Below are 11,882 nucleotides of genomic sequence, written 5' to 3' on the forward strand. Positions count from 1 at the left end.
AGTCCGGCCTCCGAGACCTCGCGGGCCGGCATCTCACCCAGGCCATCGAGGATGCGTCGAGCAACAGGTCCGCCACGTTACAACGCGGCCGGATCGAGTCTCGAATCACTACCCCTTCCCCGGAATTCGATTACCACCTGCTCGGAGGACTCACTACCAGGTCGCCAGGTCGCCAGAACAGCATTACCAGCAGATGCTATTCAGCAGTGTCGGATTTTTGGTGCTCGGCTTTCACGGTGGCAAATCCTTCGCCGCAAGCCCAAATTACAAGACCCTAACGGGGTGTCAGGAACGGGTCGGCAATGTCATGACTTACGAGCGCAGCTGAATCATCAGGATTAACCCACACTGATTGTGCATCGCCTATTGGCGATGGCGAGGGTCCCCTCCCGTTGCTCTCAATTTGGATCTTTCAGTGTTGCTGGCCAGGCTTATCGTCACAACTGGGCCTGCCACGCCCGCCGCGTTGGAATGAACTAATTCGATGCCTCATGTCCCGTTCCGGCTCGATGCTCCGATTCTCATCGCGCGTCAGATCGCCGCAGCTACTTAGCCAGCACACCCCGCTGGATCCCCCCCAGCCACAAGTCCGCGCCATCACTGCGCCGAATCCGTTAACCCGGTAGGCTGGTGTATGTATGGTTTGCAATTTCGCATGACCAGCACAGAAACAAGACGAAATATCCGCGCACTTCGCGCACTTGACCCACCGGAAGACATTCGCGGTCCTCGGTAGTGGCTTTCGCTCTTCCCTATGGGAGAGCGCGAGTCTCGATCGAAGACCAGATTGCACCGATGTGTGGCCTGTTCGCAGTGTGCTGCTGATATTGATCGAAAGGACACGCCCCATGGAGGGTCCCGAAATTCAATTCGCAGAGGCCGTGATCGACAATGGTCGGTACGGCAAGCGAGTCATCCGCTTCGAAACCGGCCGTCTGGCCCAGCAGGCCGCAGGTGCGGCCATGGTCTACATCGACGAAGAAACCGCACTGCTTTCGGCCACCACTGCCGGCAAGCACCCGCGTGAAGGCTTCGACTTCTTCCCGCTGACCGTGGATGTCGAGGAGCGTATGTACGCTGCCGGCCGCATCCCGGGCAGCTTCTTCCGCCGCGAAGGTCGCCCGTCGACCGAAGCCATCTTGGCTTGCCGCCTGATGGACCGCCCGCTGCGCCCGGCCTTCGTCAAGGGCCTGCGCAACGAGGTCCAGATCGTGGTCACCGTTTTGGCGATCAACCCTGACGAGCTCTACGACGTGGTGGCCATCAACGCCTCCTCGATGTCGACCCAGCTCTCGGGCCTGCCGTTCTCCGGCCCGATCGGCGGCGTCCGCGTTGCCCTGGTTGACGACGGAAACGGTGCCCAGTGGGTTGCCTTCCCGAAGCACAGCCAGCTGGAAAACGCCGTGTTCAACATGGTTGTTGCCGGCCGCATCGCCGGCGACGACGTCGCCATCATGATGGTCGAGGCCGAGGCCACCGACAACTCCTGGAACCTCATCAAGGAACAGGGCGCCACCGCCCCGACCGAAGAGGTTGTTGCCCAGGGCCTTGAGGCTGCAAAGCCGTTCATCAAGGCCCTGTGCGAGGCACAGGCAGACCTGGCAGCACGCGCCGCCAAGCCGACCGTCGAGTTCCCGGTCTTCCGCGACTTCGAGGACGACGTCTACGCAGCCGTCGAGGCCAAGGCCACCGCCAAACTCACCGAGATCTACCAGATCGCCGGCAAGCAGGAGCGCGACAACGCTTCCTCCGCCTTCAAGGACGAGGTCGTTGCAGAGCTCGCCGCCGAGGGCACCGCCTTCGATAAGCGCGCAGGCGAGGTCTCCAAGGCCTTCGGTGCTGTCACCAAGCAGGTCGTGCGCCAGCGCATCCTGACCGACCAGATCCGCATGGACGGCCGCGGCCTGTCCGACATCCGCAAGCTCACCGCCGAGGTCGAGGTTCTTCCCCGCGTCCACGGTTCGGCGATCTTCGAGCGTGGCGAAACCCAGATCATGGGCGTCACCACCTTGAACATGCTCAAGATGGAACAGCAGATCGACTCGTTGTCGCCGGTAACGCGCAAGCGCTACATGCACAACTACAACTTCCCGCCGTACTCCACCGGTGAGACCGGCCGCGTGGGTTCGCCCAAGCGCCGCGAAATCGGCCACGGTGCCCTGGCAGAACGCGCCATCATGCCGGTTCTGCCGTCGCGTGAGGAATTCCCGTACGCCATCCGCCAGGTCTCCGAGGCATTGAGCTCCAACGGCTCGACCTCGATGGGCTCGGTCTGCGCATCGACCCTGTCGCTGCTGAACGCCGGTGTGCCGCTGCGCGCAGCCGTCGCCGGCATCGCCATGGGCCTGGTGTCCGACGAAGTTGACGGCCAGACCCGCTACGCGGCCCTGACCGACATTCTCGGCGCCGAAGACGCCATGGGCGACATGGACTTCAAGGTTGCAGGTACCTCCGAGTTCATCACCGCCATCCAGCTTGACACCAAGCTTGACGGCATCCCGGCATCGGTCCTGGCAGCTGCACTGACGCAGGCCCGCGAAGCCCGTCTGCACATCCTCAATGTCCTGAACCAGGCCATTGACACCCCGGACGAGCTCTCCACCTACGCTCCGCGGATCATCTCCGTGAAGATCCCCGTAGACAAGATCGGCGAGGTCATCGGCCCGAAGGGCAAGATGATCAACCAGATCCAGGAGGATACCGGAGCGGATATCTCCATCGAGGACGACGGAACCGTCCTCATCGGCGCCACCAACGGGGAAGCTGCAGACGCAGCACGCTCCGCGATCAACGCCATTGCCAACCCGATGGTTCCCGAGGTTGGCGAACGCTACATGGGTACCATCGTGAAGCTGACCACCTTCGGTGCGTTCGTTTCGCTGACCCCGGGCAAGGACGGCCTGCTGCACATCTCCGAGCTGCGCAAGCTCGCCGGTGGCAAGCGCGTTGACGACGTCGAGGACGTTGTCTCCGTGGGCCAGAAGCTGCAGGTCGAAATCACCAAGGTCGACGATCGCGGAAAGCTTTCGCTTGCCCCGGTTGTAGCCGAGGAAGACCTCGTCGAAGCCGAGTAATCCTAGGTTTCTAGGCTAGAAAATCCCGGTCCACCACTTGGTGGGCCGGGATTTTTCTATCTCCGCCCGGAACCCCGGTTCAGCGGCCGGCCTGACATCCGTGGCGGCCGTTACCCGGGGACTGTCGCGTGGTTCCGTGCCATGGGGGAGGGGACGGTGAGAGTCCGCTCATGAACTGGCAATGAATGGTAGGCCCTGTGGAAGAATGGAGTAATGCCTTTCGCGTGTCACTGCGCGCGAATAACCCAATGCTCCGCGGTCAGTCAGGCGGACAGTAAGGATGTTTTCTGTGGTCATGATTCCCCTGCCGCTCAACGGCTTTGGAATGTCTCCCGCTCCCGCGGGGGAGCGCGGCGCCACTGGCGCCACGGCCCCGATCGAGGCGGGGGACCCCACCATCGTCCACGGCGAAGCCGGTGGGGCGCTGGTACGCCGTTCGGTCCTGCCCGGTGGCGTTCGCGTGCTGACCGAGGCCATGCCCGGACAGCGTTCGGCCACCATTGGTTTCTGGGTGGCAGTCGGTTCCCGCGATGAACAGGACGGTCAACACGGTTCCACGCACTTCCTGGAACACCTGCTGTTCAAGGGCACCAAGCGCCGCACGGCGCTTGAAATCGCCTCCGCCTTTGACGAGGTAGGCGGCGAGTCCAACGCCGCCACCGCGAAGGAAAGCACCTGCTACTTCGCCCGCGTGCTGGACTCCGACCTGCCGATGGCCATCGACGTCATCGCCGACATGATCACCTCCGCGGTGATCGATCCCAATGAACTCGAGCAGGAACGCGACGTCATCCTCGAGGAAATCGCGATGGACGCTGACGATCCCGGGGACGTGGCGCACGAGCGCTTCGTCGAGGCCGTCATGGGCCACCACTCCCTGGGTCGCCCCATCGGCGGAACCCCCGAGGCCATCACCGGCATCGGCCGCGACGCCGTCTGGGAGCATTACCAGCGCTTCTACACCCCCGAGGAACTGGTCATCACCGCCGCGGGCTCACTGGACCACGACGAGGTCTGCGACCTGGTTCTCAAGGCCCTGCGCACCGCGGGCTGGGAGCTGGAAGAAGGCGCTTCGCCGGTTCCGCGCCGTCCCACCGTCCCGGTGGAGATCACCGGTTCGCAGCGCATCGACGTGATCCGCAGGCCGGTCGAGCAGGTCAACATCATCATGGGTTGCCCGGGCATTGTGGCCACCGACGAGCGCCGCCACGTGATGAGCGTGCTGAATGCGATCCTCGGCGGCGGCATGTCCTCGCGCCTCTTCCAGGAGATCCGCGAGAAGCGCGGGCTGGTGTACTCCACCTACTCGTTCTCCGCCGCGTACTCCGACGCCGGCTACTTCGGCATGTACGCCGGGTGCGCCCCGGCCAAGACCGAACGCGTGATCAAATTGCTGGGCGAAGAGCTGGAAAAGCTGGCGGCAGATGGCATCACCGACGAGGAGCTGCGCAAGGCCGTTGGCCAGCTCTCCGGCGGCATGGTGCTGGCACTGGAGGATCCGGGATCGCGCATGTCGCGTCTGGGCCGCGCCGAGCTTGTCACCGGCGTCTTCCACGACATCGACGAGTCGCTCGAACGCGTCAAGGCAGTCACCCCGGCACAGGTGCAGGAATTGGCGGCGCTGCTGGCGTCCCGTCCGCGCACCATCACCGTGGTGGGTCCGTTTGATAAGCCTTCGGATTTCGGAATGTAGGCCTTCCGGCCTTTGGTCAAAAGGACCGTTTTTGCTTCTTTGGAAGAAAAAACGGTCCTTTTCTCAATTTCCAGGAACTCTCGGTGTATTTCCAAAATTCTAGAATGAAAGATTCTGACCATGGCTTCGTAGTCTGATTCACGAAGTGGCACGCTGGGCGTCATGGATGCTGTTGTCGCCGATCTTCTCGAACAAGACATGCGATGACAGCGAGGATGCTTGAGGGCAGGGACGCCAACGTTTTCTCGATTCTCAATTCCGCCAAGGGCACGCAAAAAGGAACAGGTTTGTCTTTTTCGCAAAGATTGTGGTCCGGCTGATGAGATAGATTTAAATGTGATTGCCGCGGCTAAAACAGGCCATTTACTGTTACCTACAAGTAATCCCTAGTAGACTGCAAGTGTCCCAGAGCCTTCCAAGGAGTACATCATGCTGAACCCACTCGACCTCGGCGCGACCTCGTCGCCGCAGGTTGGAAATCCACTTGAGCTGGAGCCGCCGAAACCAATAGTTGAGGTGGTAGTTCACGCTCCGGAGAAGATCGGCGGCATGATCCTGGTGGATGCCGACGCACAGCAGAAGCACGCCGAAAATGCCAAAATCTTTCTTGATGACCTGCTGGCCACACCCCTCCAGAGCCCGGAGTTCCAGACCAAGTTAGCGCAGCTGACCCGGCTGGGCGAGGGAACGATGCAGCAGGCAAGCTCCGCATCCAGCCGCATGTTGAAGAGGCCGGCAGCCGCCCTCGCAGCCACCGGCGCCGACCCTGCATCGCGTACCGGCAACACCCTGGCGGAGCTGCGACAGATCGTCACCGAGCTAGACCCCAAGCGCCATGATTTGACGGGCGCGAAGCGCATTCTGCGGTTCCTTCCCGGAGGCAACGCTATCCAGCGATACTTCATGAGGTACGAATCGGCACAAGAACAACTTGACGCCATCACTAAGGCTCTGAAGGGTGGGCAGGACGATCTCCGTCAGGACAACGCCGCCATCCAGACCGAACGCGATGCCCTCTGGGCGGCAATGGGGCAGTTGGCGAACTACGCCGTGCTCGCGAGCCACCTTGGAAACGGTTTGGAGCAGCGGATCGTAGAGCTGCGCAATACGGGCAAAGCGGACGACGCCACAACACTTGAAGCAGACGCCCTCTTCTACGTCCGCCAACGCCACCAAGATCTAATGACCCAGATGGCGGTATCCATCCAAGGGTACCTAGCTCTTGATGTGGTCAAGAAGAACAACTCCGAGCTGATCAAAGGTGTGGATCGGGCGCTGGACACTACACTCGCGGCGCTTCGGGTAGCGGTGATCGTTGCGCAGGCCCTGGCCCAGCAAAAGATCGTGCTGGCGCAAATTGACGCCCTCAACTCAACTACCTCGGACTTGATCGTTTCGACCTCCGAACTCCTTCGCTCCCAGGGCGCAGCCATTCATAAGACTTCCGCCCAAGCCTCGATCGACGCCACCAAGTTGCAGCAAGCATTCGATAATGTTTTCCAGGCCATGGACGAGATCGACAGGTTCAAGGTCGAAGCAGCACAGTCGATGAAACAGACAGTGCAGGTTCTTGAAGGCCAAGTTGGTCAGGCTCGACTTCAGCTGGAGCGTAGTCATGCCTCTGACGCCGCCACTACTCATCCACGGGGCGCATAATGCTGTCGCGCTTCACTCGAGGGAACATCGTCAAAGTGGTCCTTGCCTTCGTATTTTGGCTTTTCGCCGCTTTTTACGTGCTCATCATCGGAATGGGCGCCAAGAACAAAAAGGTCATGCTTGAAGGTGGGCTCTACGCTGTCCTCTTTATCGGTGCTTTTTCTCTCCCTAATGGCAGCGGCGCTATGCTCGGTCTCGGATCCATGGTCTTGTCGGCCGTGCGGTCCTACATGCTTCGCGATCTCTGGCTCCCCAGGCGGGTTCGGAAACTGCGCAGTGGCGAGGCGGTCCAGATACCGACGCCAGTGGCCGCACCAGCGCCGCCGATCCAGTTCAACCAGCCGTACCCGGCGGCAACTCCGGTTGCCGGGGCGGCGGACGAACTGTCGACCGCTCTGACATGGGTGAGCGTGCAGGCCAAACAGAACAAGCACCGTCTTCCCGCTGATACGTACGTAACCATTCTGGAAACGTGCCAGATGCTTGACTCGGTCATCGACGCGGAAACCCGGCAGCCCTCTGGCGATGCGCGCTTTGAGTATGAACTCGAAGCCATGGTGCGGGAGTACCTACCCAATGTTCTTCAGGGATTCCTGGCCGTACCGCCGAGCATGGTGGACAACCGGCAACCAAACGGGCGAACACCCAATGAGGAATTGGTTGAGCAACTTCGCCTCCTTCTGGGACAGGCCGAGACGTTGCACTCCACCCGGCACAACCAAACTTCGGCGGATTTGACCACTACGGGCAACTTTCTCAGGGAGCGGTTCGGGCACCACCAACCAGGTGGCTTCGACTTCGGGATCAAGTAAGAAAACACGGACCGAAGTCGCCGGTGTTTCGCTGCGAGAACGCCTTGCCAGGTGTCTTTGATTGCTGGCGGTGCTGCTGGCATCCCGTCCGCGCAGCATCACTGTGGTTGGCCCCTTCGACAATCCTTCCGATTTCGGCATTTAAGACGTTTCTACACCTCGTCCAAGGGACCGCTTCTTTCCCGCTTCGGGAAGCGAGCGGTCCTTTTTCGTGTTTTGGGAGATTATTCCGACCGATCATCGCTGAATCGTTACCGTTTGTCTTGGTTAATCGTGATGTCACGTGCAATTGGTCACCGGACGTGGGATGTACCGTAGGATAAGTGCTTTGTGACAGCTGTCACGCTCGCACTTTCACCACTCGCACGAGAAGATATGGGACCCATAACTATGGACGACCTCGCAACTCTCCTCGGTGACATCAGTAGCGTCATCTGGGGACCCTTCCTGCTGATCCCGTTGCTTTTGGGCACCGGGCTTTACCTGACCTTCCGCCTGGGCGGACTCCAATTCCTCAAACTGGGCGCAGCGCTGCGCCTGGGTCTGCTCAAGCGCAAGGACGCCGGATCAGAGGGAGACATCTCCCAGTTCCAGGCATTGACCACCGCACTGGCCGCCACCGTCGGCACCGGTAACATCGTCGGCGTGGCCACCGCCATCGGCATCGGCGGCCCGGGCGCGCTGTTCTGGATGTGGGTCACCGGTCTGCTCGGCATGGCCTCGAAGTACTCGGAGGCCTACCTGGGTGTCCGTTACCGCGGCACCGACGCGGCGGGGGAGAAGTCCGGCGGTCCGCAGTATTACCTGGAGCGCGGCATCCGCGGTCCCCTCGGCAAGTTCCTTGCGCTCTTCTTCGCCATTGCCGCCACCATTGCCTGCTTCGGCATCGGCAACATGACCCAGGGCAACTCGATTTCGGCCAACCTGGAGAACTCCTTCAACGTCCCGACCTGGACCACTGGCCTGGTGCTGACCATCATGGCGATGGTCGTTCTGGTGGGCGGCATCAAGTCCATCGGCAAGGTCACCGCCGGCTTCGTGCCGATCATGATCGTCTTCTACGTTGCCGCTGCCATCTACATCCTGATCGCCAACGTGGGCCAGATCCCCGCGGCCCTGGGGCAGATCTTCACCGAAGCCTTCACCGGCACCTCGGCCGTCGGCGGCTTCGCCGGCTCGGCCATCATCATCGCCGTGCAGTTCGGCGTGGCCCGCGGCATCTTCTCCAACGAATCGGGCATGGGCTCGGCGGCCATCGCGGCCGCCGCGGCGCAGACCACCCACCCGGTCCGCCAGGGACTGGTCTCCATGACCCAGACCTTCATCGACACCATCATCGTGGTCACCTGCACCGGCCTGGTCATCATCACCACCGGCGCCTGGAACTACGTCGACCCGGAAACCGGCGAACAGATCTCCGCATCGCTGATGACCGGGCACGCCTTCACCTTCGGGCTGCCGGGGGAGTGGGGGCACTGGATCGTGACCATCGGCCTGGTCATGTTCGCCTTCTCCACCATCCTGGGCTGGTCCTACTACGGTGAGCGCAACATCGAGCGACTCCTCGGGCGCAAGGCGGTCATGCCCTTCCGCGTGATCTTCTCGCTCGTCGTGTACGTGGGCTGCACCACCCAGCTGACCGCCGTGTGGAACTTCTCCGACATGATGAACGGCCTGATGGCCATCCCGAACCTGATCGGCCTACTGATCCTCTCGGGCATGATTGCCCGCGAGACCCGCTGGTACCTCAAGCACGACCCGAAGCTCGAGGCCACCAAGGACGAGATCGAGGCCTTCATGAAGGAACGTCCGGGATGGGCGGACTGGAAGGCCGGGGACGTCCTGGGCTCCAGCCGCATGTCCAGCTCGGAACGCGACGCCGTGGGTGACCGCTCCTAGCGCTATCCTTTCCGCAGGCGCGGACACCATGGGCGATCCCCGCCACCAAGGCCCCTCGGGCTGCGGTGGCGGGGATCGCCTTTTGGGTTTCAGCGAAAGATATAGTCTGACCGATTGTCGCCCGACGGGCGACATGGGCGGAAGGTCCTTGGCTTTTAGGTAATTCAAGGCCCAAACCCATGGATTTCCCAGCATCGGGCGACGTATCTTTAAGTATCGTTCGTACATCGTTAGCGATAGAGGAGAGCATCATGCACCACTCAAATCCAACGGGCGGTTTCTCCGCCAACAACCTCGACGGCGTGTGGCAGGCCGTCGAGGAGCTACGTTCACGTTTCGAAAAGCGCGCGGGCACCCGCGCCGGACGCGGCGAGGTTCGCTCGGCGATCCTGGCCCTGCTCGCCGAGAAGCCCATGCACGGTTACCAGATCATCCGCGAAATCGAGGAGCGCAGCGGCGGGGCCTGGAAGCCCAGTGCCGGCTCCGTCTACCCCACCCTGCAATTGCTGGCTGACGAGGGTTCCGTGAACACCGAGGAATCCAACGGCCGCAAGATCTACTCGCTGACTGAGGCCGGCCGCGAGGAGGTTGCCGATTCGAAGCTTTCGGTGCCGTGGGAACCCACCGGGGGAACAGCGGGATCCGGCGGCGGTTCGCTGCCCAAGGCCGGCGTCGAGCTCGCCCAGGCGGCTGCCCAAGTCGGGCGCACCGGTACCCCGGAGCAGGTCCAGGAGGCCGTGGCTGTGCTTGAGGAGGCACGCCGCAAGCTGTACTCGATCCTCGCCCAGGGCTGATTAGGTGGCCTCCGGTCCCGGGGACCGCGCGGACGTGAAGACGGTAGCGGGCAACACCCGCGCCCGCTACCGGCGCATCCTGCGATTCGCCGCCTGGAACCTCGCCGTAACGTGGTTCTTCGAATTGCTCCTGCCGCGCGTCGGGCTTGCCAGGGTCGCGGAGCGCTCCCGGGCCCGGCGCATGCGGCGCTTCGCGCAGCGCTTCCATGTGCTCGCGGTGGACCTGGGCGGCCTGATGATCAAGGTCGGCCAGTTCATGTCCTCACGCCTTGACGTGCTGCCGCCGGAAATCACCGCCGAGCTCGAGGGGTTGCAGGACGAGGTGCCGCCCGTTCCGTTCTCCGCCATTCGCGCGCTGGCAGAGGCCGAGCTGGGCGCGACGCTGGAGACGGTGTTCGCCTCGGTCGAGCAGGTGCCGATCGCCGCCGCCTCGCTCGGGCAGGTGCACCGGGCGCGGCTGATGCCCGAGGATGCCGCAGCGGCCGGTATCGACACCGTGGTGGTGAAGGTGCAGCGGCCGGGCATCGACGGGATCGTCGCCACCGACCTGGCCGCACTGCGCAAGGTGGCCGGCTGGCTCAGCCACGTGCGCGTGGTGTCCAGGCGCGCCAACGCCCCGGCCCTGGTCGAGGAGTTTGCCGCCACCAGCCTGCAGGAAATCGACTACCTCAACGAGGCGGCCAATGCCGAGCGCTTCGGCGCCGACTTCGATCACGACCACCGCGTGGCGGTGCCCGGGGTCGTATGGGAGCGCTGCACCCGCCGCGTACTCACGCTGGAAGATGTCACCGCCATCAAGATCACCGACCTGTCCGGGCTGCGGGCCGCAGGCATCGATCCGGGCGAGGTGGCTCCGGTGTTCGCCGCGGTGATGTTCGACCAGCTGTTCACCAGCGGCTTCTTCCATGCCGATCCGCACCCGGGCAACATCTTCGTCACCCCGGCCACCGACCCACAAGCCCCGCATCCCTGGAAGCTGACCTTCATCGACTTCGGCATGATGGGCGAGGTCCCGTCCAACACCCGCAGCGGCCTGCGCAAGCTGCTGATCTCTGCCGCCGGGCGCGACGGCAAGGGACTGGTCGCCGCGATCGGGGAGCTGGGCGTGCTGGTGTCAACGGCCGACACTGCCGAGCTGGAGCGCGCGCTGACGCAGCTCTTCGCCAGGTTCGGCGGCATGGGCTTTGCCGAGCTGCGCGAGGTGGACCCGCGGGAGTTCCGCGAGTTCGCCGAGGAGTTCGGGCACGTTGTCCGCTCGCTGCCGTTCCAGGTGCCGGAGAACTTCCTGCTCATCATCCGTGCCATGTCGCTGACTTCGGGCGTGTGCAGCTCGCTGGACCCGGCCTTCAACCTCTGGGACTCGGTCGAACCCTACGCGGCGCAGTTGCTGCGCGAGCAGCGCGGCAACATCGTGCAGGACGTGGCGGGGCAGCTGCTGGAGGCCGCAACGCTGGGCCTGGGCCTGCCGCGTCGGATCGACGCGCTGTTCAGCGGACTGCAGGACGGCTCGCTCGCGGTGGCCAACCCGAAACTGGAACGCCGCCTGGCGCGCGTCGAGGCCACCGGGACACGGACCGCCTCGGCCGTGGTTTTCGCCGCCGTGCTGCTCGCCGGCGCGGTGCTGCACGCGGACGATGCGGTGCTGGGCGCCGTGCTGATGTGGCTTTCGACGCTGCCGCTGCTGCACGGGCTGTGGGCGGGGCGCCGCGGGCGCTGAGCTGCCGACCGAGCGAAGAATCGCCATTGACCGGAAGCGGTGTATTGGGCTCCCAATGACTAAGAAAACACCGCCGGGTACTTGTGCGGCCGGGAGCGCCAGCAAAACTGAAAGCCTTGGTCCGAAGCCTGGTCGGTTCTATGCTGGAGTTTCGGCAGGTCCGTCGGTATTTGGGGGCATCGTGAACCACCTGGCTGCAGTTCCATCATCTGGACTGAGGATGCGCGTTTCGACCAA

At 63.0% G+C, this 11,882-nt stretch carries 7 protein-coding genes; all 7 read left to right on the top strand.

The genetic code is table 11. The features are described from left to right. The first annotated feature begins 848 nt into the window (after positions 1-848). The 7 genes from ABD687_RS20015 to ABD687_RS20045 all read left to right on the top strand — a co-directional run bounded on the left by ABD687_RS20015 (position 849) and on the right by ABD687_RS20045 (position 11,645). Positions 849-3,074, top strand: a complete 2,226-nt coding sequence (locus ABD687_RS20015) for a polyribonucleotide nucleotidyltransferase (RefSeq protein WP_310288552.1) — start codon at positions 849-851, stop codon at positions 3,072-3,074. Between the two features lie 289 nt (positions 3,075-3,363). Next, positions 3,364-4,767, top strand: a complete 1,404-nt coding sequence (locus ABD687_RS20020; protein WP_310288549.1) for a M16 family metallopeptidase — start codon at positions 3,364-3,366, stop codon at positions 4,765-4,767. A 429-nt stretch (positions 4,768-5,196) separates the two neighbouring features. After that, a complete protein-coding gene (locus ABD687_RS20025; protein ID WP_310288547.1) occupies positions 5,197-6,423 on the top strand; it encodes a toxic anion resistance protein in 1,227 nt (408 codons plus the stop codon). Continuing rightward, entirely contained in the window at positions 6,423-7,235 is an 813-nt protein-coding gene (locus ABD687_RS20030) for a hypothetical protein (RefSeq protein WP_264270355.1), read from the top strand. The genes ABD687_RS20025 and ABD687_RS20030 overlap by 1 nt, the downstream gene beginning before the upstream one ends. A gap of 390 nt (positions 7,236-7,625) precedes the next feature. After that, positions 7,626-9,134 carry an alanine/glycine:cation symporter family protein gene (locus ABD687_RS20035; protein WP_264270369.1) on the top strand — a complete coding sequence of 503 codons (1,509 nt, stop codon included), beginning with the start codon at positions 7,626-7,628 and terminating at the stop codon, positions 9,132-9,134. 251 nt (positions 9,135-9,385) lie between these two features. After that, positions 9,386-9,928: a PadR family transcriptional regulator gene (locus tag ABD687_RS20040; protein ID WP_310288545.1), complete on the top strand. Its 543-nt coding sequence runs from the start codon at positions 9,386-9,388 to the stop codon at positions 9,926-9,928. Between the two features lie 4 nt (positions 9,929-9,932). Further along, a complete protein-coding gene (locus tag ABD687_RS20045) occupies positions 9,933-11,645 on the top strand; it encodes an ABC1 kinase family protein (RefSeq protein WP_310288543.1) in 1,713 nt (570 codons plus the stop codon). Positions 11,646-11,882 lie beyond the last annotated feature (237 nt).

Source organism: Paeniglutamicibacter sulfureus, from assembly GCF_039535115.1.
GTDB classification, from domain to species: Bacteria; Actinomycetota; Actinomycetes; order Actinomycetales; family Micrococcaceae; genus Paeniglutamicibacter; species Paeniglutamicibacter sulfureus.

Excerpts from the sequence above, each read along its gene's own strand:
- ABD687_RS20035 (WP_264270369.1), top strand. The coding sequence starts at position 7,626 with ATGGACGACCTCGCAACTCTCCTCGGTGACATCAGTAGCGTCATCTGG.
- ABD687_RS20030 (WP_264270355.1), top strand. The coding sequence starts at position 6,423 with ATGCTGTCGCGCTTCACTCGAGGGAACATCGTCAAAGTGGTCCTTGCC.
- ABD687_RS20040 (WP_310288545.1), top strand. The coding sequence starts at position 9,386 with ATGCACCACTCAAATCCAACGGGCGGTTTCTCCGCCAACAACCTCGAC.
- ABD687_RS20025 (WP_310288547.1), top strand. The coding sequence starts at position 5,197 with ATGCTGAACCCACTCGACCTCGGCGCGACCTCGTCGCCGCAGGTTGGA.
- ABD687_RS20015 (WP_310288552.1), top strand. The coding sequence starts at position 849 with ATGGAGGGTCCCGAAATTCAATTCGCAGAGGCCGTGATCGACAATGGT.